The organism is Brevundimonas sp. PWP3-1b1, from assembly GCF_049896065.1.
Taxonomy (GTDB): domain Bacteria; phylum Pseudomonadota; class Alphaproteobacteria; order Caulobacterales; family Caulobacteraceae; genus Brevundimonas; species Brevundimonas intermedia_B.
The window spans coordinates 398,599-421,498 of sequence record NZ_JAFCTO010000002.1 but is presented as its reverse complement, the minus strand read 5'-3'; the positions used below and the strand labels follow the sequence as shown (position 1 = coordinate 421,498).

The following is a 22,900-nucleotide window of genomic DNA, read 5'->3' as shown; positions in this document are numbered from 1 at the left end:
CGATCAGCTCGCCAGCTTTCCCTTGGCCTTGGCGGCGCTGAAGACGACCTGCGGATCCGGCTTCTTCACCTCGACGCTGGCGTGTTTCAGGACCGACAGGATGTAGCGGCCGATGTTCAGCCGCGCCGTCTTCTTGTCGTCGGTGGCCACGACGGTCCAGGGCGCGAAGGGGCGATCCGTCTCGTCCAGCATGCGGTCGCGGGCGTCGGAATAGGCGTCGAACCGCGCCTCGGCCTCGGCGTCCAGCGACGACAGCTTGAACTTCTTCAGCGGGTCGTTGCGGCGCTCCTTCAGCCGTTTGGCCTGTTCCTCGCGCGAGATGTCCAGCCAGATCTTGATCAATATGATCCCGTCGTCGGTCAGCATCCGCTCGAAGCGCGGCGCGTCGGTCATGAACTGGGCGTACTGCTCAGGCTTGCAGTACCCCATCACCGGCTCGACCCCGGCGCGGTTGTACCAGGACCGGTTGAAGATCACCGTCTCGCCCGCGCCCGGCAGGTGGGGCACATAGCGCTGGAAATACCACTGGCTGGTTTCGCGGTCGCTGGGCTTGGGCAGGGCGATGACGCGGGTCTGGCGCGGCGACATGTGTTCGGTCAGCCGTTTGATGGCCCCGTCCTTGCCGGCGGTGTCGCGACCCTCCAGCACGATGACCACGCGCGAGCCGTGTTCGATGCTCCAGGCCTGGCTCTGGACGATGGCGAGCTGGATCTGCTCCAGCTCGGCGTCATAGGCGTCTGATTTCTTTCCCATCACGAGAGAGTGGGCCGGATGTGAGATCGGGGCAAGCGGCGCGAGATTACGATCTTCTCATGCGACGCCGCACGGTTTCGGACTAGGGTCGGACACTTGCAGGAGGAGGGATCGCATGACGCTGGATCGTCGAAACGTCATGGCTGCCGGCGCCGCAACCGCCTTGTTGGGCGTCCGACCGGCCGCAGCGCGGACTGCGGCGGCTTATGACGCCGCCCTGGATGCAGCCTTCACCGCCCAGGCCCCGGTCGCTCTCGCCCCGGTCGCTCTGGCCGGCGGGGTTGTGACGCGCGAGGGGCTGGCCTGGTCCGGGGTCCGGGGCGTGCGCCGGTTCGGCGCGAACGATCCGGCGACGCTCGATGATCGCTGGCATTTTGGGTCGAACACCAAGGCGATGACGGCGGCCCTGTTCGCGCGGTTGGTCGAACAAGGCCGAACCCAATGGGATGCGCCCCTGGGCGAACTGTTTCCCGGCATAACGATCGATCCAGGCTGGGATGGGACGACCATCCGCGACTTCATGGGCCACCGGGCCGGGGTCAAGGACGCGGCCGCCCTGGGCATGGTCTTTTTCATAACGGCGCGAGACGATCCGCGATCCCTGCCCGAACAGCGGGCGGCCGTCGTCGAGCGGGTGCTGGGCGCACCGCCGAGCGGCCCCAAGGGCGTCTATGAATACAGCAACGCCGACTACATGATCGTCGGCGTCGCCATCGAAAGGATCACCGGCGCACCTTGGGAAGCGGCGATGCGGGCCGAGGTCTATGGCCCGTTGGGTCTGACGACCGGCGGGTTCGGCGCGCCGATCAACAATGCGACGGGCGGCGCCAATGCCTGGGGACATAGGGGCGCCGGGTCCGGGCGGATCGCCATGGACCCCGCCGATCCGGGCGCGGACAATCCCCTGGCCCTCGGGCCTGCGGGCACGTCGCACATGACGCTGGGCGACTATGGGACATGGCTGGGCGTTTTTCTGAACGAGGGAGCGGGCTGGCTGAAATCCGAAACGGTCGCGACGCTCTCTGCCCCATTGGCGGGCGAGGGAACGCCCTATGGGCTGGGCTGGATCGTTCTGCCGGGACGAGCCTGGTCCAGGGGGCCGATCCTGACCCACGATGGTTCGAACACCCTGTGGTATGCGACGGCCGTGGTGGCGCCGGGTCTGGGCGCGGCCTTCATCGCCTTGACCAACCAGGGCGACGGGGCGGCCGCGACCGGACTGATGCCGGGATTGATCCGCGCTTTCGAGGCGGCGTGAACGTATCGCGCCCGGCGGCGTTTGCCAGCGGGGCCGTTTGCGGCCGGTGACGGGGCGGAATGAAGCGCGATCTGGCGGACATGTGGAATCTGGTGTGGGAGCTCGCGCTGCTGGTCTGCGCGGGCTTTGCACTGTTGAACGTTTTCGCTCCGGCGCAGGACCTGCCGTGGAAGCCGCTGGATCTGGATCGGCCCTTGGGACGGGCCACCACCGCCAAGGTCGCCGCCTTCGACGTGCCGACCGCCGCCTCGCCCCAGGCGGTGAACAGCGCGACGGAGGCCTGTATGCAGGCCTTGCGCAATGCGGGGGTTCAGGTCGAACGGGCGGCCGACCGCGACGACGGCGGCTTCTGCGTCGTGCGTGGGGCGGTGCGGATCACGGGCGGCGAAGTGACGCCTCTCGCGCCCGCCGGCGTCGTCATGCAATGCCCCTTGGCGGTGCGCTACGTGATCTGGGACCGACAGGTGCTGCGTCCGGCGTCGCGCGACATCCTGGGTTCGGCCCCGGCGCGGGTCGAGAACTACGGCACCTATTCCTGCCGCCGCATCTATGGCTCTCAGGACGATCAGGAACGGCCCAGCGAACACGCCAAGGCCAATGCGCTGGATGTCGCAGGCGTCACCTTGAAGGACGGACGGACCGTCAGTGTGCTGAACGACTGGCGCGGCGACGGTCCTGCGGGCGAGCCGGGCTCGCGCTTCCTTCATGCTGTTCGCGACGGCGCGTGCCGTCTATTCTCGACGGTTCTGACGCCCGACTACAACGCCGCCCACGCCAACCACCTGCACATCGACGGCGCCGCACGGGGCATCTGTCGTTAATCTTGAATGCGTCCAGCGCGAATCGCTTTGCTGTTGACCGCCTCGAAAAGCCGGGTGACAACATCAGCACAGTCCGGATTTTGCGTGGGGTCCATACCCGCGTTTCGCTCCTTCGCCTGAACGAGCTGTCCAGAGGACTGTCGGGTCACCCCAAGGGGGATCCGCCTGGAAAAGCGCGTTTACGGAGACGCAGACATGGCGACCGGCACGGTCAAGTGGTTCAACCCCACCAAGGGCTTCGGCTTCATCCAGCCCGATGGCGGCGGAACAGACGTGTTCGTTCACGTCACCGCCGTTCAGAAGGCAGGACTTCAGGGTCTCGATGAGAACGCCAAGGTCGAATACGAGCTGGAAAACCAGCGCGGCAAGACTTCGGCGATCGACCTCAAGCTTCTCTGAGTCGATCAGCCTTCAAGGCTTAGGGACGGGCGCGGGAGTTTCTCCTGCGCCCGTTTTCTTTTTGTGGGGCTACCGCGCTTCGCGCTGCTTGAGCGCATCGTTCCCGGCTACCGCGCTTCGCGCTACTTGAGCGCATCGTTCCCGGCTACCGCGCTTCGCGCTACTTGAGCCCGTTTGGCGCCTCTGCGGCGGTGACCGTCTTCACCCGCTGCGACTTCTGCGCCATCACGATCGCGCCCAGCACAAGGGCGCCGCCCAGGGCCTGGATCGGCGTCAGGGTCTCGCCGAAGATCCACCAGCCCAGCAGGCCCGCGACCACCGGCTGGATCAGGATGGTCACGGCCGTGACGGAGGTCGGCAGCTTGCCTAGCGCCCACGCCACGCCGCCTTGTCCGAAGACGTGCATGATGCCCATGGCGATACAGGCGGCCCAGCCGGCCGCCCCGGCGGGAATAATGTCTTCGCCCAGCGCCAGAGCGACGATCAGCAGCAGGGGCGCGCCCAGCAGGGTGGCCCAGAAGGTGACGCGCATCGCGCCGGCCGTGCGCCGCGCCGCCTTCACCGCCAGGAAATAGCCCGAATACCAGACCGCCACCGACAGGGAGAAGGCGTCGCCCAGCGGAGGATTGGTCCCCTGTCCGCCGTCCGCTCCCGCCGCCATCGCAAAGGCGCCGCCCATGGCCAGGGCCAGGGCCAACAGGAACAGCCGGTGCGGCCTTTCCTTCAGCACGAACCAGCCGAACAGGGTGACGACGACTGGCGTCAGGTTGCACAGCACCGTCGCATTGGCGACGGACGTCATGACGATGCCGTAGTGCCAGAAGCTGAGATCCAGGGCGAAGAACAGGCCCGCCAGCAACGCCCATTTCGACGGGGTCGCGATCCCGCCGGGCTCACGCGCCGCCAGAATGGTCAGCAGCGGCAGGGCGAACAGGAAGCGCCAGAAACCCGCGGCCGCCGGCCCCGTCTCGGTCAACCGCACCAGAATGGGCGCCAGGCCCAGCACGCAGGCGGCGATCAGAAGGACGATCAGGGCGAAGGCGCGAGGCGAGACGCGCTGAAGGGAACGCTGGGCGGGGGCGGACATGGCGCGGCTCTTACGCCGCCCTGCGGCGTCACGCCACAGGCGGCGGTCAGATCAGCGGATCGATCCGCGCCTTGACGTTGACGGCCAGGCCCGGCGCCCGGTCCACATAGTCGATGGTCCCGTCCAGTTGCCCAACCAGGCTCTGGATCATCATCGAGCCAAAACCCTTGCCCGCCAGATGGCCGCCGGCGCCCTCGTCCTCGACCGACAGGCGGAAGTTGGCGCCCTGGTCTTCCATGATGATGCGAAGCGGACCGGGCTTGCCGTTATAGGCGTATTTCTGGGCGTTGATGATCAGCTCGGTCAGGATCAGGCCGATGGTGACCGCCCTTCCGGCGTCGACGCAGACCGGGTCCAGATCCGTCTCGATCACGGCGGTCCAGTCCGGCCCCATGCTGGAGCTGAGATCCACGATCAGGTCGCCGATGTAGCGGGCCATGTCGATGGAAGCGACCTGGTCGCCGAGATACAGCCGGCTATGCACCGCCGAGACGGCGCGCACGCGACGACGCGCCTCGTTCAAGGCCATGGCGGCGGCGCTGCCCGTCTGCTCGCGCGCCTGAAGACCCAGGAAGCTGGACACCAGGGTCAGGCTGTTCTGGACCCGGTGGTTCACCTCGCGGATCAGATATTGCTGCTGCTCCAGCCGCAGATCCCGCTCGGACAGGCGGTCCTGAAGCGAGCGGTTCAGGCGGCGAAGCTGGTCGATGGCGGCATAGTCGGCCAGGGCGTCGCGAAGGCGCGCGGCCGACTCGATCGCAGCCGGGCTCCAGCGGCGGGCGCGGCCAGAGACCGATTCCGACCAGCTCTCGAACGAGGCGCGCGGCGTCAGCACGGCGTTGGGAGCGGTCTTGTCGGCGGTGGAGGGATTGCCGGCCCAACGCACCGTCTCGATCACTTCGGATCGGAACCACAGGATCGACACGGGCTGGTCAATGGGCAGGGTGACGGCCAGAAGCCCGCTGCCATGGATCGACCAGGCCTTGGCCTCGGGCAGGATGGCGGCAAGGTTGTGGGAGGACACGGGGCGCAGACCGGGCTGTTCCGCAGCCCAGGCGGCGATGGCGCTGACCGCGTCCTTGGGCGGGGCATGGCCGAAGATCTGGACGTCGCCATCGCCGACGATGGCCAGGCCGTCGGCGCTCGTCAGCTGCATCAAGGAATCGGCGTGCATGCCCAGCGCCTCGCGCAGCGGGCGGTCCGTCGAAAGCCGCCCGACCAGTTCGTCTTCCATACGGCGCAGGCGGATGCGTTCGCGATAGAGCTCGGCGTCGCCCTTGGCCTTCAGCTGCCGCGCCAGATTGCGCGCCAGGGTCGTGCAGCCGACCCGCAGCTCGTAGGGCAGTAGCTTGGGGGAGGCGTTGTGGCAGGCGATCAGGCCCCAAAGCGCATCGTCGACGATGATCGACACCGAGGCCGAGGCCCGCACATCCATGTTCCTGAGATATTGCAGGTGGATCGGCGACACCGATCGCAGGCCGCTGTCGCTCATGTCCAGCGCAGCCTCGCCGGGCGTAACGGGACGCAAGGGTTGGGGCTTATAGCGGCTGTCGGGAATGACCCGCACGGGGTTACGCAGATAAAGGGCCCGCGCCTGTCTGGGGATGTCGGCGGCCGGGAAATGGTGGTTCAGGAAGGAGCCTGCTCCGTCCGCACGAGCCTCGGCGATCACCTGACCCGCGTCGTCGTCGTGGAAGCGGTAGATCATGACCCGGTCGAACCCGGTCAGCTTGCGAAACGCCTCGGCCGCCCGCTCGCACACCGATTGAACCGTGACCGCCCGTTCCAGCGACGCGCCGGCGGTGTCCAGATTGGCGACCAGGTCGATGCCCAGGCGCGCCTGCTGCGAGCTCTGTTCGACCTCGACGATCATCAGGTCGTAGCCGGCGCCGGCGTTGGGCGCACGGTGGACGACCACGTCGTATTCCAGGCGGTTGGTCGCGCGCCAGCGGCAGGCGAATCCGGTCTCCTGCATCGCCGCCATGGAGCGGATGCGCCGGTCCGTGACATCGCCCAGCACGTCGGCGATGGCGCGATCGACCCAGGTCTTGCGGCCCGTCAGATCCTCGATGGTTCCCGCGCCCTGTCTGATCGTCAGGGTTTGCAGGTCCAGAACCAGCAGGAAGCCGTGCGGCTGGATGGATTGGGGAATATGGATCGGCTCGCGATCACAGTCCGTCAGCGCTGGTTCGACGCGGTCTGTAGCCTCGGTCATGCGGCGGCGTCCTGCGTCTGCGGCTGCAGGGTCCGGTGGGCGAAGGCGAAGCCGTCGAGGCCGCCCTGCACGATCTCGTCGACGGTCGCGCGACCCGAGGCGCAGGCTTGGTCCAGCAAGGTCATGAAGGCGCGCCAGCGGGCGCCGGTCTCTTCGCCATAGGGATCGAGGAAGTCGAGGCCGTTCAGATCCCGGCCCTCGGCCGTCAAACGGCGGCGGATGATGCGCCCGCCCAGCATCGACCCTTCCGCGACATAGACCCAACCCAGGGCGGCCCCAGCGGTCGTCGGCGCGACGGGGCGTGCAGGGGCGGGGACGCGGACGCCCAGCGCCGCAAGATCCTGGGCTATGCCGTCGGCGCGAGAGCGGGGCTCGAACCCTCCGCCGACATCAATGTTCAGTTGTGCGACCAGCGGGTGGCTGACCGGCTCCAGACCCGCGTGGAACCGATGAAAGGCCTGCACCGTCGCGGCGCGGGTCGCGCGGTCGGCCAGACGCGGCTCGATCCGGGCCTCGATTTCCAGCGTTTCGTGGGCGGATGCGGTGGCTTCCCGAAGAGCGAGAAGGGCGGGGGAAGCGATCATGGGCTCCAGACTAACACACTGTCTTGCCTTGTCGATTTTCACAGACGCAAAGCCGCGCTAGAAGGCGCCTCACGGACACGGAACGGCCCAGGGCGCATGGCGTTCAGCAGCCTCGTCCATTTTCATTTTCGCTCGGAACGGTAGGCCCTCATGAAACTGCGCGTGCGCGCCGAGCTCGTCTATCGTTTCGATCCGCCGACGGACGCCATCTACAAGATCCAGGTGGCCCACTGGCCTGGCCAGGACATCATCGAAGAGACCCTGACCTTCGATCCCCCCGTGGATTTCCACGAAGACGAGGACGTCGATTTCGGCGCCCGCACCCTGCGCTGCCACGTCAATGGCGAGGTCACCCTGACCTATGAGGCGGTGGTCGAGAACGGCGTGCTGAAGGGCCTGCCGCCCAGCGTGTCGCAGCACGACTGGGGAGAACTGCCCGCCGAGGTCCTGCCCTATCTTCAGCCCAGCCGGTATTGCCCGTCAGACCAGTTCGGCCGGTTCGTGACGCGCGAGTTCGGCGACACGGCGGGCGGCGCGCGGGTGCTGGCGATCCTGAACTGGATCACCGCCAACGTCGATTACGAGCACGGGGTGTCGGACACCGAGACCACGGCGGCGCGCACCTTCATCGACCGCGCCGGGGTTTGCCGCGACTTCACCCACCTGGGCATGACCCTGTGCCGGGCGTCGGGCATTCCGGCGCGCGCCGTCAGCGCCTTCGCTCACCAGCTGGAGCCGCCGGATTTCCACGCCATCTTCGAGGTCTGGCTGGATAACGGCTGGTGGCTGGTCGACGCGACGGGCCTGGCCTCGGTCGAGGGTCTGGTGCGGATCGCCTGCGGGCGTGATGCGGCGGACATCGCCTTCCTGACCACCCAGGAACGGTGCCAGATGGTGCGCCAGTCGGTGACGGTGGCGGCGGCCTGAGCTGCCGCTACTGCGCCTGCGCCGCCTTGTAGGCCTGCAGCTCGTCGATCACGTCCATCTGGCGCAGCACCTTGTTCTGCGGGTCGATCAGCACATGCGCCCCCGCTGGAACCGCGATCTGGCCCCAGCCGCCGGGCATCGCCACGGTCTGGACGACGCCGTCGATCTCGACGTCCAACGGCATGGGGAATGCCCCGCCGTCGCCCGTGGCCCACGCCAGCCGCAACATCCCGCCCTCGCGCGTCTGCGTGAGCACGGGCAGGGCGGCGTTGTAGAGATAGCCCCGGAAGAACCAGCCATAGTCCTGGCCCGTCACCGTATTGACGATGTTCAGGAAGTCGCCGGTCGAACGATACAGCGGCGCGAAATTGCCCGGCTGGGGATCGGGTCGGCCATAGACCAGGCGGGTCGCCGCCTGGTGAAAGGCTGCGTCGCCGATCAGCATCCGCAGCGAATGGCTGATCAGTGAGCCCTTGTTGTAGATGTCGAGGCCCGGCCCGACATCGCCCTTGTAGACCTCGTCTTCGGTCTTGGGAGCGCCTGAGACGACCGGGCATTTGTTGATCAGCCCCTCGCGCTGATTGGCCAGTTCGCGCTGCATGTAGCGGTCGCCCAGCAGCCAGCGGGCGTAGAGGGGCTGCATATAGCTGCCCAGCCCTTCGTGCAGCCACATGTCGTCGGCGTTCTGGTTGGTCAGCTGGTTGCCGAACCATTCGTGGGCGAACTCGTGCTGAAGCAGCCAGTCATAGCCCCGCCCGTCGATCTTGTAGCCGTTGCCATAGGCGTTGATGGTCTGGTGCTCCATGCCCAGATGCGGGGTCTCGACCACGCCCATCTTCTCGTCGCCGAAGGGATAGGGGCCGACCGTCGCCTCGAAGAAGTCGAGCATCTTCGGGAACTGGGCGAACAGGGCCTGGACCTGCTCGGGCGTGTCCGACTTAAGATGCCAGTAGGCCATCGGAATCATGTTGCCGAACCGGCTGCGATACGCGCCCGCGACCTCTTCATAAGGGCCGACGTTCAGGGCGATGGCGTAGGTGTTGGGCGACTTGGCGGTCCAGTTCCAGGTAGTCCAGCCGTCGCCGTGATCGACCTTGCCCAGGAACCGGCCGTTGGACGGCGCCGACAGTTCGGACGGCACGGTGATGTGCAGATCGACCCGGCCGGGCTCGCCATGCGGGCTGTCGATGCAGGGCCAGAAGATGTCGCACCCCTCGCCCTGGATGGCGGTGGCGATCCACGGCTCGCCCGACGGCGCGGTCGACCACACGAAGCCGCCGTCCCAAGGCGCGCGGGGAGCCACGCGGGGCTGACCGGCATAGGCGACGCGCAGGGCGACGGACTGTCCGGCGGGCAGGGTCTGGGCCAGTTGCACCGTCAGCTGGCCCTGGGGATTGTACCAGCGGTCGACGGCGACCTCGACCCCGTCGATCTGGACCGACGAGATGGTCAGCAGCGTATCCAGATCGACGACCAGGGCCTCCAGCGGGGCCTTGGCGGTGAAGTTCAGCACGGCGACGGCGTCGATGGCCTTGTCGGCGGGAATGACCCTGATCGTCAGGTCGGCCTTGTCGAACCGCATCGCCTGCTGTTCTGGCGTCAACGGCTGGTCGGTGGCCAGGGTGTAGGGGGTCGATTCGCGCGTCGTCGCGGCGGTCGGGGTGGTGGCGCAGGCGGTCAGGGTCAGAAGGCTCGCGGCGGCGAGCAGAACCTTGATGCGCATCGAACTTCCCTTTGGTCTAGCGAGGAAGGCTTAGCGCGGGCCGGCAAGGGCGCAAAGAAAAAGGCCGGTGTTTTCACCGGCCTCTTCCAGAACTCTATGTCGCAGACGCCGATCAGGCGGCGGCGGCTTGCTCGGCCAGCTTGGCGCGAACCTGGCGCTTGATGCGCTGGGCGGCGATCGACAGCTGCTCGTCGCGCGCCTTGACGATGAACACGTCCAGGCCGCCCTTGTAGTCCAGGGTGCGCAGCGCGGCGTTCGAGATTCGCAGGCTGAACGTCTGGCCCAGGCTGTCCGAAGTCAGCTTGACCGTCTTCAGCGACGGCAGGAAGCGGCGCTTGGTCTTGATGTTCGAGTGGCTCACATTGTGGCCGACCATCGGGCCGATACCGGTGAGTTCGCAACGACGCGACATCGTCAGATCCTTAAGATGCGGCGTCCAGCCCGAGCATGGGAGAAGACGCATGAACAGTTGCGCGCAGGAACCTGCCCGCGCGAGAGGGGGCCGTATAAGGGAAGAGGCGGTTCGGCGTCAAGCTGAGTCTGGACGCATGATCCAGACGGTTCGTTCAGCCGTCATTCAAATGCCGCCCTATATGGATCATACCATGAAGACCAAAGCTGAACAGAAGGCCGCCATGTCCCGTCCGTCGCTGATCGACCGCCTGCCCAAGCGGGCGCTCGCCGTCCTGGCCCCGGTCGTCGCCGGCGGCTTCATGCTGGCCTCGCCCGCGGTCGCCCCCGCCCAGACGGCGGCCCAATCCGAAGTGCTGCCCGGCTATTGGGAATACACCACCAGCGCCGTGGGCCAGCGCGACACACTGCAACGCTGCGTTCGCCCCAGCGAGATCAACCGATTCTTCGGCGGCCTGTCGACCAACAAGTGGCGCTGCACCTATCCGACCCGGGTGGTCGGCGACGGCAACGCCCGCTTCGAGGGCACGTGCCAGGACCGCAAGGGCCGCCGCATCGCCGTGCGGCTGAACGGCACCTATACGGACACCAGCTTCAGCTTCCGCGGGGGCGCCCAGATCGTGCGCGGCACCCCCTATATTCCCGCCAGCATCACCGCGCGCCGCATCAGCGCCCAGTGCCCGGCCAACGCCGAGTATTTCTGAGGCCTGCTTCCGGCAAAGCCCACCCCCGCCCGTCATCCTCGCCCTTGTGGCGAGGATCCAGAGACTCAGACATCTGTCGTGAGTCTCGGTATCGCTCGCGCTTGAAGCTTTGCCACACCCGCCAGACCGGGAATCTGGATCCTCGCCACAAGGGCGAGGATGACGACGTGAGGGGGGGCTCTCACGACAAAAAGGCCCCGGATCGCTCCGGGGGCTTTCTTTCGTCCGAGGTCGAAGCCTAGGCGGCTTCGGCGGTCGGGATCGGTCTGTTGGCGCCGACGGGCGTGATCCAGTCCTCCAGCGCGTCGATGACGGCGTCATCGACCTCAGCGTCGAACTTGCGTGCGAACAGCGATGGGCTGGCCTTCAGTTCGGGCAGGTCCGCCAGGGTGTAGGTGCGCGGGCGCAGCTTGATGTCCCCGTCGGGAATCCAGTCGATCATCCGCATGTCGTCGTTGACCATCGGCCCATGGGCGTCGGTGTTCTTCATCACGGTCTGGAAGAAGCCTTCGTCGGCGATGAATGTGTGGCGATAGAAGGCCTTGAACCGGTCCGCCGCCTTGTCGTTGCAGACGAAGTCGCAGAAACGGCGGCTGACCATCATCCATTGATTGCCGATATAGGGCGTGGCGCCGCGCAGGAACGGGCGGCGCAGGATGGTACGCAGTATGCCGCCGGGGCGCTCGAACACCATGTTGCGGACCCGGTTCATGGTGTCGGGGCGGATCGTGCGCTGATCGACCGCGCGGATGAACTCCTGTCCTTTGTGCTTCGTCAGGAAGGCCATGATGTCGGCCTGGGACTTCAACGGGAAATCCTGGCCGCTCAGGTTGATGAAGACCGACCAATCGTCGCTCATCTCCAGCAGCCGCTTCATGCCGCGCAGCTCCGCGTCGATCAGGCTGTAGCCGCCCCAAAGGGCGCGCCGGCTTTCGATGACGTCAGCGTTGGCGTAGGGCGCCAGGAACTGGCGGATCTGCTGTTCCAGCTCGGGGCCGGAGTTGCGATCGACGTGAACGACATACTGGTTGGCCGGATCATAGACGGCGTCGAACAGGCGTTTGAACTGTTCGGGATAGCGGTGAACCAGGATCAGATAGCCGATCATGCGTCCGCCCTCCCCTTGATTGAAAGGGGACGACCCGTCGCGGCGGCGCGCGCGACGGATAGCTCGATGAGCCAGATCATAAGATCGAAGGTTTCGCATGGTGGTCAAACCGGATCCGATCAACCGCCTGCGGGCGGTTCGCTCTCGGCGACCATTCTCCTATTTGGGAAGTCTCGGCTCAAAAGCCATGGGCGCGGGCCGGTGCGGCCTCATTTGGTGGGGGCATGCCTGTTAGGCTGATCTCTCACAGAAAAGGTCGATCACCGTGAAAGAGAGCAAGGGCAAGTCCAAGAAGGTCGCGCCGCCCAAGGCGAACGCGTCCCAGCCCAGCCTGAAGAACCTGGTTCCCGTGCCCGGCAAGTCGGGAAAGCTCGGCAAGTAGGACCCAAAAACAAAAAGGCCCCGGATCGCTCCGGGGCCTTTTCGTTTGTCCGATGTCGAAGATTAAGCGGCTTCGGCGGTCGGGATCGGCTTCTTGGCGCTGAGCGACTTGGCGAGCAGCTCGACGGCGGCGCCCTTGTCGATCTTGTTGGCGGCGGCGACTTCGCGCGCCATGCGGTCCAGAGCCGATTCATAGAGCTGACGCTCCGAATAGGACTGTTCCGGCTGGGTGTCGGCGCGGTGCAGGTCGCGGACCACTTCGGCGATGGAGATCAGGTCGCCCGAGTTGATCTTGGCTTCATATTCCTGGGCGCGGCGCGACCACATGGTGCGCTTGATGCGGGCGCGACCCTTCAGGGTGCTCAGGGCCTTGGTCACGACGTCGTCGGCGGCCAGCGAACGCAGGCCGGCCGTCGCGGCCTTCTTGGTCGGAACGCGCAGGGTCATCTTTTCGTGGTCGAAGGTCACGACATAGACTTCCAGCGACATGCCCGCGACTTCCTGGGTCTCGACAGCCGCGACTTTCCCGACGCCGTGCGCCGGATAGACGACCGCGTCGCCAACCTTGAACTCCAGACCAGTCTTGCTCGTCATAATCGTCCTTTCCCGGTTCAGGGCCGGGCGACGCGAAGGCGCAGAAAACGCAAACAGAATCTCATCCGCCGGATCGCTCCGTCGGAGGGGATGATGTCAGGCGTCAAATGCGAAAACGGATCACCAAACCTCTGGCCGATCCCGTCTGTGGGCGGGATTCTGTCGCAAACACGGGCGGCGCGAAGATTTCGACCGCCCGATCCAATGAAACAGAACCTATCACAAATCTGCGGAATTTCAAAACGTCCACAGGGCGGACGCGGATTTGCGGCAAGGCTTGAGCGCCGCTGGGCTCTAGGTCAGGAACCCTTGCCCGGCTTGGTGCTGAAGTATTTCTCGTATTTGCCGGTCTCGCGTTCGTACTGTTCGCGATCGGCGGGGGGCGTGCCCTTGACGGTGATGTTGGGCCAGACCTTGGCGTATTCGGCGTTGACCTGAAGCCACTTGCCGTCAGGCTCGTCCTCGGTGTCGGGCACGATGGCGTCGACGGGGCATTCCGGCTCGCACACGCCGCAGTCGATGCATTCGTCGGGCGCGATGACCAGGAAGTTCTCGCCCTCGTAGAAGCAGTCCACCGGACACACCTCCACGCAGTCCATGAACTTACATTTCACGCAGGCGTCGGTGACGATGTAGGTCATTGGGCGAAGAATGGGGGCAAGCTGTGAGCGGGAGGCCTGCGACATGGCGGCCACGCAACCAACTGTCAACAGCAGGGCTTAAGGCGAGAGACGTTCGCAAGCGGGTTCGACGCCGCTTGACAACAGTCAGGCTTAATCGCAACTGTATTGATTGCATATCCACCGTCCCATCGACAGGAACTCTCCCATGCGCACGCCCTTCATGAAATACGCCGTCGCCGGCGCTCTGGCGCTCAGCCTCGCCGCAGGCGGCGCGGTCGTGGCCCAAGCCGCCCTGACCAAGAACCCGGCCGAAGTCACCGCCGGCGCCTACGACCTGGAATCCAGCCACGGCAAGATCACCTGGTCGGTGAACCACTTCGGCCTGTCGACCTACACGGGTCAGTTCGTGAACGTGAAGGCCGAGCTGAAGCTGGACCCGGCCAATCCGTCGGCCTCCATCCTGACCGCCACCATTCCGCTGACCGACGTGGCGCCGAACGACGACCAGCTGAAGGCGCACCTGCAGACCGCCGACTTCTTCGACACCGCCAACCACCCGACGGCGACCTTCGTCTCGCGCTCGGTGACGGTGGATTCGGACGACGCCAACGAGGCGACCGTGGTCGGCGACCTGACCCTGCGCGGCGTGACCAAGCCGGTCACCATCGAGGTCGAGTTCAACGGCGCCGGCACCGTCATGGGCGCCTACAAGTCCGGCTTCGACGGAGAAGCCACGATCAAGCGCTCGGACTTCGGCATCAACTACGCCCTGCCGGCCGTGTCGGACGAAGTGAAGCTGCACATCGAAGGCGAGTTCGTTCTCAAGCAGTAAGGATTTTCGCGCCGCCTTATGGCGTGATGATCAGAGAATAGAGGGCGCGGGCTTCTTCAGGCGGCCCGCGCCTTTCGCCTATGGCGTCCACCGTCAGGGTGGTGACCCGTCCCGCCTGGACGAAGGTCAACAAGTCGCCGGGGTGGACGCAGCGGCTGGGCTTGTCCAGCCGTGTCTCCCGCCCCTGATGCGTCAACCGCACCGCGCCCCGCTCGACCAGATCGGCGGCCAACCCCCGCGTCTTCACGAACCGCGCGCGCCACAGCCACAGATCGATGCGACAGGCCTCCTCGCTCAAGCCGTCGCCTTTCGACGTGGGCGACGACGCTTGGGCCGCGCAGGCGGGGCTTCCGTCAGAACCGCAAGCGCAGCGAACGGTGAATCCTTCACCGGTTTGGGCGCTGCGCCCGGCTTGTCGGGCTGGCGGGCGCGTTCGGTCTTCAGTGCGGCGATGACCTGTTTCGCCTGATCGGCGGTCCAGCCCAGGTCGGTCAAGGCTTCGTCCGACAGCCTGCCGTGGTTGGCGGCGCGTAGGTCCGCCATCTTCTCCAGGGTCTCGACCGGCCCCAGCCAGCGGCCGGCGACGCGCAGGCCGTGGGCCGAGAGCAGACGCGGCGAGGGCGGTTCGGGCGGCGCGGGGATCAGGTCGGGCGTCGCGGGGATCAGCGGCGCGTCCAGGAACCCTTGCGCGAAATGGCGAGCGCGGGGCTTCTGAAGGCCGGGCAGCCAGACGGAATGAACCCCGACGCGGATGGCGAAGCTTTTCAGCGTGCGGCGCTCGACCTGGCTGAGCGCCGCCAGGTCGCGCTCCACGTCGCGACGGTCGATCAGGCCCCCGGCCTCGATCAGGCGGAAAGCGATGCCGCGCGGCAGGCCCTTGAGAGCGCCGGATTCCACGGCCTGGCGCAGGCGGCGCAGATCCCGCAGGGCGCGGCCCGCCTCGGACGCCAGCCAGGCCTCGATCCGGCGTTTGGCGCGCTCGCGGGCGGGCGTCGGACCCAGCTCGCCCAACAGGCGGACGACGGGCGAGAACGGATCGGCCCCTTGCGGCGTCGCCACGATCTGGGCGGTCAGCACGCCGCGCCACAGGACCGCGCCGTCAGGCGTGACGGCGAAACCGTCGTCGGTCTCGGCGGCCAGACGGCCCAGGCGGCGGTTGATCTCGGGCGTGACGGCGCGAACCGCCGCCTGACGCAGGGTGCGGTCCTCCAGGGCCGAGGCGCCCTTTTCCATCTGGAAGCGGACGCCCTCAAGCTGACCCACCACCTGGCCCTCGACCGTGACCTCGCCGTCGTCGGCGACGCCCGCGAACGCATCGTCACGCACGTTCAGGGCGCGCATCAGGGCGGTGGTGCGACGATCCACGAACCGGGCGGTCAGCCTCTCGTGCAGGACGTCGGACAGCCGGTCCTCCAGGGCACGCGTCTTGTCGCGCCAGCCCTGGGCGTCGTGGACCCAGTCGGGGCGGTTGGCGATGTAGGACAGGGTGCGAACGGCCGAGAGCCGGGCCGACAGCTGGTCGATCTGGCCGTCGTCGCGATCCACGAAGGCGAAGCGCGGCCCCATCCAGTCGTCGGTCAGCCGTCCCCGCTTGCCGGTCAGGGCGTGGAAGACGTCCTTGGCCAGCCGCGCGTGTTCGTCCAGCGTCGTCTTCTGGAAGTCGGGCAACTGGCACGCCTCCCACAGCCGCATGATGGCTCCGCGCGAGCGACCGATGCGGGCCACCTCCTCGTCCTTGATCAGGCGCCGCAGCAGGGTTTCGTCGAGCGCTTCGCCGGTCAGGCTGAGACCGCTGCGCTGGGGCGTGACGGTCAGGGACCGCAGCAGGTCGGGTAAGGTGTCGAAGTCGAGCTTGGCGTTGCGCCATTCGGCGGCCTCGACCGGATCGAACCGGTGCTCGACCACCTGTTCGACCAGGTCGGCGTCCAGGTCCTCGGCCTCGGCGGTGACCCCGAAGGTGCCGTCGCGCAGGTGGCGCCCGGCGCGGCCGGCGATCTGGCCGATCTCGTGCGCGTGCAGCCAGCGGGTCCGCCGCCCGTCGAACTTCCTCAAGCCCGCAAAGGCGACATGGTCCACGTCCATGTTCAGACCCATGCCGATGGCGTCTGTGGCGACCAGAAAGTCGACCTCGCCCGACTGATACAGGGCGACCTGGGCGTTGCGGGTGCGGGGGCTGAGCGAGCCCATGACGACGGCGGCCCCGCCCCTCTGACGCCGGATCAGTTCGGCGATGGCGTAGACCCGCTCGGTTGAGAAGGCGACGATGGCGCTGCGGCGGGGCAGGCGGGTCAGCTTCTTGGATCCGGCGTAGGACAGGGTGGACAGCCTGTCGCGCGTCACGATCTCCACGTCCGGGACCAGGCGGCGGATCAGGGGCTCCATCGTGCCGGCGCCCAGGAACATGGTCTCGAACCGGCCCCGGGCGTGCAGCAGGCGCTGGGTGAAGACGTGGCCGCGCTCGGGGTCGGCGACCAGCTGAATCTCGTCGATGGCCAGGAACTCCACCGACCGCTCCAGCGGCATGGCCTCGACGGTGCAGACGAAATAGTGCGGGCGCGGGGGGACGATCTTTTCCTCGCCCGTGATCAGGGCGACGGCGGCGGCGCCTCTCTGTCGGACGATCCGCTCGTAGATTTCACGGGCCAGCAGGCGCAGCGGAAGGCCGATCATGCCCGAGGCATGGCCCAGCATCCGCTCGACCGCCAGATGGGTCTTGCCGGTATTGGTGGGCCCCAGGACCGCAGTGACGCGGGACGGGGCGAGGCCTGAGGACCGGTCGCTCATTGCCGCCCTAAGGTGGAGACGATTCTCCTCCGGCTCAAGCGTCGCCGGCGCGCATTCCCATACGAACCAGGGCGGACAGGCTTGCGGCTTCCATCTTGGTCATCACCTTGGCGCGGAAGATTTCGACGGTGCGGGGGCTGATCTCCAGTCGCAGCGCGATCTCCTTGTTGGAACAGCCCTCGATCAGGGCGTCGAAGACCTGACGTTCTCGGGCGGTCAGGGTGGCCAGCCGCGAGGTCGCCGCCTCGCGCGCCGCGCGGTCGGCTTCGCGGCTATTCAGCGACATGACGCAGCCGCGTACGGATTCCAGCAGGCGGTTGGGATCGAAGGGCTTCTCGATGAAATCGACGACCCCGGCCTTCATCAGTTGAACGGCCAGGGGAACATCGGCATGGCCGGTGATGACGATTACGGGCCAACTGTCGCCCCGCAACTCTCGAACCTTGCGAACCAGGTCGGTTCCATTGAGGCCGGGCATGCGCATATCCGTCACCACGCAGGCGCTCTTGTCGGGCGGCAGAGCTTCCAGAAAATCGCTGGCGCTGGAAAAGGCGCGTGCCCGGAACCCTTCGGCTCGCAACATCAGCAGGAGGGCGTCCCGCATGGCCGGGTCATCGTCGACGACGAAGACGGAATGCTGGATCATGCGGTCTCAAGCTCCGGAACGCGGGACAGGCGGAAGGCGAAAGCGGCGCCGCCGAGGCGACTGCGCCCGACGACGAGTGCGGCGCCGTGGCTCTCGACGATGGATCGGGTCACCGACAGGCCCAGCCCCATGCCGCCGGCTTTGGAGGTGATCATCGGGCGAAAGATGCGGTCCACCTGGTCGTCCGCTATGCCTGCGCCATTGTCTTCCACCGTGATTTCGTAACCTTCGGCGGCCAGGGAGCGACCCTTCACCGAAACCAGACCGCTGGCCCGACCGGCGGCGGCGTCCACAGCGTTGCGGACCAGGTTGGCGACCGCCTGCTGGAGCTGGATCCGGTCGGCCAGTACGCGGTCGTCGCCCTCATCCATCTGAATGTCGATCGCGACGTCGGTGTCGCGGCTTATGAGGGCGAATATCGGATCCAGATCCGCGATCATCAGCGCCGCGCGTTCTTCGGTGAAGGTGCGTGCGCCGGTGGATATCCGCTCGCGCATCCTGCGAACGATCTCTCCGGCGCGCAGCAGCTGGGCCTTGGCTAGGTCGAGAGCCCGGCTGGCGCTATCGCCGATCAGCCCCGCCCTGGCCAGGTCCGTTTGACCCGCGTGCAGATAGACGCTTGCCGCGGTCAGAGGCTGGTTCAGTTCATGCGCCAGCGTCGCCGCCATTTCGCCCATGGAGTTCAGTCTCCATACCCTGCTGAGCTGTTCGTTCAGGTCGTGCTGTCGGTTGCGCATCGTATCGGCGAGCGTCTGATCGGCGAGCGCCAGCACGATGCGTTCCGGAGAGATGTCGTCGGGCAGGATGTCGGCCTGGATCGTGAGCGGAAGGCTTGTTCCATTCGGGCGTCGGGCGGTCCACCAAGCGGGAGGCAGGGCCGACCCGTCGCCGCCTTCCTGCGCTTTGAGCAGGGCCACCTCGTCGAACTCCGGCACGAAGGTTTGAAACGGACGACCCAGCGCCTCTTCATGGGAAACGCCCAAAATCTCGGCTGCGGCGGGCGTGACGCGTTGAACCATGCCTCGATCGTCCAGCGTCACGACAGGGACGGATTTTAGTATCGCTTTGAGCAGAGCTTTGCGAACCGCAAGATTTTTGGTCAGGGCGGTCTCGGCGTGAAGGGCCAGCGCCAGGCGATTGCACACTTCGCCAATGAGCCAGGCAATAATAGCGAACAGGATGGTGTTGGTCATGGCATCCAGCAGGCTGTCCCATCTCAGCAACCAAAGGTTGACGCTGATGGACAGTGCGATCGACAACAAGATCGCTGGCCGACCTGCGAGCAACGCGGTAGCCATAACGGCGGGCACCATAGGCAAATAGTATAATTGACCGAATGGCTTGAGCGCTGTGCTGATTCCGACCGCCAACAGGACCGATATGAATGCGACTAAAGCACCGCCACGCAAGGTTGTTGTGCATCGCAGCACTTGGTTCAAGCGAACCGTTCGCAACATGGGTGCGTTTCGAAACTGCACTATGACTTAACTCGATAGCATGAGGCTGATTTTGACTGTCTCGTCGCCGCTTTTTTGACCTATTTGTTATAACGGCTATTCATTGCTTGAAAACCTGTAATTCCGGGGGTGACTGTTCGCCGTGCCCATTTGCCGCGCTTGGCGATCACCGTCCGCGAATAGGCTCGCCATTGTTACGCATTCCTACCTACGGCGTGGTTCAGAAATAATATTAACCAGCGCCTCATCCTTAAGCTTCAGAATGCAGAAGCTTCAAGGATACCCATGTCTCAGTCGCCCCTCCTGATTGCCACCATCGCCGCGGCAGTATGCTTCGCCGGTCCAGTCGCGGCCCAGTCGTTCGGCTTGGATGTCGGCGTGGCCAGCCAGTACACGGGCAAGGGACTGGGCAAGAGCAACGAGAAGGTCGCGCCCTTCGCCAAGGCCGAGGTCGGATTCGGCGACGGCTACGCCAGCGTCTTCGTTTCTGACGCAGCGGGATCGCAAGGCTTTGATATGGAAATCGTCAGCATGGTCGGCTGGCGCTCCAAGGCGGCCGGCCTCGACTTCGACCTGGGCGTTGTGAACCGAGATCTGCCCGGCGCGCGCGCCGGTGTCGATGACAACTACTGGGAATATCAGGCCGATGCTTCGCGCAAACTGGGCGCGGTCGCCACGCGCCTTCGGGTCAATTATTCGCCCGACGGTTTCGCCGCCACGAAGGAAGCTTGGTGGCTAGAGCTTCAAGGCACGGTCGCCGTGGCCGCCAACACCAAGGTTTCAGCCGCCGTCGCCAACCGCATGGCGGACGGCGGGGTCGACTACAACGCCTGGAACGTCGGCGCCAAGCACAAGCTGACCGACGCCTTCGCCGTCGATCTGCGCTGGTACGACACCGACCGCCACAGCGTGGGAGAGCCCTATGAGGGCCGTCTCGTCGCCGCCGCCACCTATTCGTTCTGAGTTACCGATCCATCGGGGGATGTTGAGTTGAAGATTATCGAGAATATGCCCGTCGGCCGTAAGCTGTTCGTGGCCTTCGGTCTGGTGCTGGCTGCGATCGCCATCATGGGCGCTGTTGTCGTGACGAGCCTGCTCAGGCTGGAAGCGGCGGGTGAAGCCCGTACGATGGAGAATCAGGCGAACCGCACCACCGCGACCGCCGAATTCTACATGGCGCGCCAGGAAAACGCCTTCCGCGGCTATCTGCTGTCTCAGGATCCCTACTACCTCGAACGCCTGGACGCCCACCGTGCCAAATTTCTCGCCGCGATGCAGGACTTGCGCGGCGAATTGCCGGCGGACCGCGCTGCGCCGATCGACACGGCCATCGAGGCCAACGCGACCTGGTACAAGAATGTCGTCGAAGCCGGCGTGGCCATGGTTCGCGATGGTCGAGGCGCTCAGGCGGTTCAGATGGTCGGCCGCAATGGCTCCGCCGACACCTATGTCGCCCCCGTCGAAGAGACGATCGACTCAATCAAGAGCAACAACGACATCTTTAGACAGGCGTCGGCCGAGAAGCAGGCTGCGGCCAGTAAGTCGGCCATGATCGGCCTGATCGGCGGTCTGACCGCCGCCCTGGCGATCGCATTGGTGGCCGGCCTGATCGCGACCCGCGCCATCGTGCGGCCGATCTTCTCGATGATCGGCTATATGCAGAAGCTGATGGCTGGCGACACCGCCATTCAGATCGTCGGCGCCGACCGCAAGGACGAGTTCGGCAAGATGGGCCAGGCCATCGTCGCCTTCCGCGACGCCGCCGTCGACAAGGTCCGTGTCGAGCAGGAAGCCGCGTCGCATCGCTCGATGAGCGAACAGGAGCGCGTCGCCAACGAAGCCGAAAAAGCCCGCGTCGCCGCCGAGGACAAGGTTGCTCTGGACGCCTTGGCCGACGGTCTGTCCGCCATGGCCAATGGCGACCTGACCCATCGGTTCACGGTCGAGGTCGCGCCCCGTTCGGAATCGCTGAAAGCCGACTTCAACGCCGCCATCGCCCAACTTCAGCAGGCCATCTCGGTCGTGGTCGGCAATGTGTCCGGCATCCGTTCCGGCGCCAGCGAGATCAGCCAGGCCGCCGACGACCTGTCGCGCCGCACCGAGCAGCAGGCGGCCTCGCTTGAGGAAACCGCCGCCGCCCTGGACGAGATCACCGCCACGGTGAACAAGACCGCCTCGGGCGCGCGTCAGGCCTCCGACGTGGTTCAGGCTGCGCGGGGCGACGCCGAAAAGAGCGGCATGGTCGTTCGCGACGCCGTCTCCGCCATGCAAGCCATCGAGGGCTCGTCCAACCAGATCAACCAGATCATCGGCGTGATCGACGAGATCGCCTTCCAGACCAATCTGCTGGCTCTGAACGCAGGCGTCGAAGCCGCTCGTGCGGGTGATGCGGGTCGCGGGTTCGCGGTCGTGGCCTCAGAAGTCCGGGCTCTGGCCCAGCGGTCGGCCGAAGCGGCGAAAGAGATCAAGACTCTGATCTCGGCCTCGACGGGTCAGGTCGGCGCCGGCGTGAAACTGGTCGGTGAGACCGGCGAGGCGCTGCAACGGATCGTGGATCGGGTCGCCGAGATCGACAGCCTGGTCACCGAGATCGCGGCTTCGGCCCAGGAGCAGGCCGTCGGCCTGGCCCAGGTCAACACCGCCGTGAACCAGATGGATCAGGTGACTCAGCAGAATGCGGCCATGGTCGAACAATCGACGGCCGCCAGCCATTCGCTGGCCCAGGAGGCCGAAAGCCTGCAGGCCTCGGTCGCCCAGTTCCGCGTCGGATCGACCCATCAGGCCGCTTCGCATGCGCCGGTTCGCAAGCATTCCGCCCCGCCTGCGCCCAAGCCGGCGAGCCGCATGGTCGCCGCGCTGAAAACCATCGGACGCGGCGGCGCGGCCCTGAAACCGCAAGCCGCCGCCGTCGAAGACGGCTGGGAGGAGTTCTGATGAGCGAGACCCTGATCCTGGCCGAGGTGCTGGACCTGAATGCAGCCGAGCCCTTGAAGGCTGAACTGCTGGCTCTGCGAGGTCACGACCTGACGCTGGACGCCTCGGCCGTCGAGCGTCTGGGCGGGCTGTGCCTGCAAATCCTCATGTCGGCCCGCAAGACCTGGGCCGCCGACGGCGTCAACCTAAGCTTAGGGTCTGCGTCCCAATACTGGACAGAACAGTGGGCCGCCCTAGGCGCGCCTGACTTCAACACCGAGGGGGCGTTGGCATGACCAAGACCGTTCTGACGATCGACGATTCACGCACCATGCGCGACATGTTGCTGATGGCGCTGGAAGACGCAGGCTATACCGTGATCCAGGCCGTCGATGGCGTGGACGGGCTGGAGACGCTGGCCGCCAAGGGCGCCGATGTCATCATCACCGACATCAACATGCCCCGCATGGACGGTTTCGGCGTCATCGAGGGCGTGCGCGCCGATCCGAACCATCGCACCACGCCGGTGCTGGTTCTGACGACCGAGAGCGACGCCGAGAAGAAGGCCCGCGCCCGCGCCGCCGGCGCCACTGGCTGGATCGTCAAACCCTTCGACCCCGCAAAACTGGTGGACGCCGTTCGCCGCGTCGCCGCCTGATCACCCGACGGACCCGCACCTA

Annotated in this window: 23 protein-coding genes; 10 read left to right on the top strand and 13 right to left on the bottom strand. The window is 66.1% G+C overall.

Annotation, left to right across the window (positions count from 1 at the left end; all coding sequences use genetic code 11):
- Window positions 1-3: 3 nt before the first annotated feature.
- A complete protein-coding gene (gene ppk2, locus ACP69V_RS13945) occupies window positions 4-753 on the bottom strand; it encodes a polyphosphate kinase 2 (RefSeq protein ID WP_426024398.1) in 750 nt (249 codons plus the stop codon).
- 115 nt (window positions 754-868) lie between these two features.
- Between ppk2 and ACP69V_RS13940 the strand changes: the two genes are divergently transcribed.
- From ACP69V_RS13940 to ACP69V_RS13930, 3 genes are all read left to right on the top strand, one after another.
- Window positions 869-2,011 carry a serine hydrolase domain-containing protein gene (locus ACP69V_RS13940; RefSeq protein WP_426024397.1) on the top strand — a complete coding sequence of 381 codons (1,143 nt, stop codon included), beginning with the start codon at window positions 869-871 and terminating at the stop codon, window positions 2,009-2,011.
- Between the two features lie 59 nt (window positions 2,012-2,070).
- On the top strand, window positions 2,071-2,832 hold the full coding sequence (locus tag ACP69V_RS13935; protein WP_426024396.1) for an extensin family protein: 762 nt from the start codon (window positions 2,071-2,073) through the stop codon (window positions 2,830-2,832).
- Window positions 2,833-3,027: 195 nt separating this feature from the next.
- A complete protein-coding gene (locus ACP69V_RS13930; RefSeq protein ID WP_135194657.1) occupies window positions 3,028-3,231 on the top strand; it encodes a cold-shock protein in 204 nt (67 codons plus the stop codon).
- 160 nt (window positions 3,232-3,391) lie between these two features.
- Here ACP69V_RS13930 and ACP69V_RS13925 read toward each other — a convergent pair whose 3' ends face one another.
- From ACP69V_RS13925 to ACP69V_RS13915, 3 genes are read right to left on the bottom strand one after another with little or no spacing between them, the layout of a single operon-like run.
- Window positions 3,392-4,318, bottom strand: coding sequence for a DMT family transporter (locus ACP69V_RS13925; RefSeq protein WP_426024395.1), 927 nt, complete (start codon window positions 4,316-4,318; stop codon window positions 3,392-3,394).
- Between the two features lie 46 nt (window positions 4,319-4,364).
- Complete coding sequence (locus ACP69V_RS13920; RefSeq protein ID WP_426024394.1) at window positions 4,365-6,533, bottom strand: histidine kinase dimerization/phosphoacceptor domain -containing protein; 2,169 nt, start codon at window positions 6,531-6,533, stop codon at window positions 4,365-4,367.
- Window positions 6,530-7,117, bottom strand: coding sequence for a biliverdin-producing heme oxygenase (locus ACP69V_RS13915; protein WP_426024393.1), 588 nt, complete (start codon window positions 7,115-7,117; stop codon window positions 6,530-6,532). Before ACP69V_RS13915 ends, ACP69V_RS13920 begins: the two co-directional genes overlap by 4 nt.
- A gap of 150 nt (window positions 7,118-7,267) precedes the next feature.
- On the opposite strand from ACP69V_RS13915, the gene ACP69V_RS13910 reads away from it, so the two are divergent.
- A complete protein-coding gene (locus tag ACP69V_RS13910) occupies window positions 7,268-8,044 on the top strand; it encodes a transglutaminase-like domain-containing protein (protein ID WP_426024392.1) in 777 nt (258 codons plus the stop codon).
- 7 nt (window positions 8,045-8,051) lie between these two features.
- Here the strand turns inward: ACP69V_RS13910 and ACP69V_RS13905 are convergent, their stop codons facing one another.
- Both ACP69V_RS13905 and rpmB read right to left on the bottom strand, forming a co-directional pair.
- A complete protein-coding gene (locus ACP69V_RS13905; protein WP_426024391.1) occupies window positions 8,052-9,767 on the bottom strand; it encodes a M1 family metallopeptidase in 1,716 nt (571 codons plus the stop codon).
- 112 nt (window positions 9,768-9,879) lie between these two features.
- Window positions 9,880-10,179: a 50S ribosomal protein L28 gene (rpmB, locus tag ACP69V_RS13900; RefSeq protein WP_135195581.1), complete on the bottom strand. Its 300-nt coding sequence runs from the start codon at window positions 10,177-10,179 to the stop codon at window positions 9,880-9,882.
- Window positions 10,180-10,372: 193 nt separating this feature from the next.
- Between rpmB and ACP69V_RS13895 the strand changes: the two genes are divergently transcribed.
- Window positions 10,373-10,882 carry a DUF3617 domain-containing protein gene (locus tag ACP69V_RS13895; protein ID WP_426024390.1) on the top strand — a complete coding sequence of 170 codons (510 nt, stop codon included), beginning with the start codon at window positions 10,373-10,375 and terminating at the stop codon, window positions 10,880-10,882.
- Between the two features lie 238 nt (window positions 10,883-11,120).
- On the opposite strand, the gene ACP69V_RS13890 is transcribed toward ACP69V_RS13895, so the two are convergent.
- From ACP69V_RS13890 to fdxA, 3 genes are all read right to left on the bottom strand, one after another.
- A complete protein-coding gene (locus ACP69V_RS13890; RefSeq protein WP_426024389.1) occupies window positions 11,121-11,990 on the bottom strand; it encodes a beta-1,6-N-acetylglucosaminyltransferase in 870 nt (289 codons plus the stop codon).
- 444 nt (window positions 11,991-12,434) lie between these two features.
- A complete protein-coding gene (locus ACP69V_RS13885) occupies window positions 12,435-12,965 on the bottom strand; it encodes a CarD family transcriptional regulator (RefSeq protein ID WP_135194663.1) in 531 nt (176 codons plus the stop codon).
- Between the two features lie 299 nt (window positions 12,966-13,264).
- Window positions 13,265-13,606 (bottom strand): ferredoxin FdxA, encoded by a 342-nt coding sequence (gene fdxA / locus ACP69V_RS13880; protein WP_159846606.1) that lies wholly within the window; start codon window positions 13,604-13,606, stop codon window positions 13,265-13,267.
- A gap of 187 nt (window positions 13,607-13,793) precedes the next feature.
- On the opposite strand from fdxA, the gene ACP69V_RS13875 reads away from it, so the two are divergent.
- Window positions 13,794-14,420 carry a YceI family protein gene (locus ACP69V_RS13875; protein ID WP_426024388.1) on the top strand — a complete coding sequence of 209 codons (627 nt, stop codon included), beginning with the start codon at window positions 13,794-13,796 and terminating at the stop codon, window positions 14,418-14,420.
- Between the two features lie 16 nt (window positions 14,421-14,436).
- Here the strand turns inward: ACP69V_RS13875 and ACP69V_RS13870 are convergent, their stop codons facing one another.
- From ACP69V_RS13870 to ACP69V_RS13855, 4 genes are read right to left on the bottom strand one after another with little or no spacing between them, the layout of a single operon-like run.
- Window positions 14,437-14,718, bottom strand: coding sequence for an RNA-binding S4 domain-containing protein (locus tag ACP69V_RS13870; protein ID WP_426024387.1), 282 nt, complete (start codon window positions 14,716-14,718; stop codon window positions 14,437-14,439).
- Window positions 14,715-17,204: a helicase-related protein gene (locus tag ACP69V_RS13865; protein WP_426024386.1), complete on the bottom strand. Its 2,490-nt coding sequence runs from the start codon at window positions 17,202-17,204 to the stop codon at window positions 14,715-14,717. The genes ACP69V_RS13870 and ACP69V_RS13865 overlap by 4 nt, the downstream gene beginning before the upstream one ends.
- 34 nt (window positions 17,205-17,238) lie before the next feature.
- Window positions 17,239-17,850: a response regulator FixJ gene (fixJ, locus tag ACP69V_RS13860; RefSeq protein WP_426024385.1), complete on the bottom strand. Its 612-nt coding sequence runs from the start codon at window positions 17,848-17,850 to the stop codon at window positions 17,239-17,241.
- Window positions 17,847-19,280, bottom strand: a complete 1,434-nt coding sequence (locus ACP69V_RS13855; protein ID WP_426024713.1) for a two-component system sensor histidine kinase NtrB — start codon at window positions 19,278-19,280, stop codon at window positions 17,847-17,849. The genes fixJ and ACP69V_RS13855 overlap by 4 nt, the downstream gene beginning before the upstream one ends.
- Before the next feature lie 312 nt (window positions 19,281-19,592).
- On the opposite strand from ACP69V_RS13855, the gene ACP69V_RS13850 reads away from it, so the two are divergent.
- Genes ACP69V_RS13850 through ACP69V_RS13835 form a run of 4 tightly spaced genes read left to right on the top strand, consistent with a single transcriptional unit; the run spans window position 19,593 to window position 22,878 of the window.
- On the top strand, window positions 19,593-20,270 hold the full coding sequence (locus ACP69V_RS13850) for a TorF family putative porin (protein WP_426024384.1): 678 nt from the start codon (window positions 19,593-19,595) through the stop codon (window positions 20,268-20,270).
- A 45-nt stretch (window positions 20,271-20,315) separates the two neighbouring features.
- Window positions 20,316-22,241: a methyl-accepting chemotaxis protein gene (locus tag ACP69V_RS13845; protein ID WP_426024712.1), complete on the top strand. Its 1,926-nt coding sequence runs from the start codon at window positions 20,316-20,318 to the stop codon at window positions 22,239-22,241.
- A complete protein-coding gene (locus tag ACP69V_RS13840) occupies window positions 22,241-22,516 on the top strand; it encodes an STAS domain-containing protein (protein WP_426024383.1) in 276 nt (91 codons plus the stop codon). Before ACP69V_RS13845 ends, ACP69V_RS13840 begins: the two co-directional genes overlap by 1 nt.
- Window positions 22,513-22,878, top strand: a complete 366-nt coding sequence (locus tag ACP69V_RS13835; RefSeq protein WP_426024382.1) for a response regulator — start codon at window positions 22,513-22,515, stop codon at window positions 22,876-22,878. The genes ACP69V_RS13840 and ACP69V_RS13835 overlap by 4 nt, the downstream gene beginning before the upstream one ends.
- The last annotated feature ends 22 nt before the right edge of the window (window positions 22,879-22,900 follow it).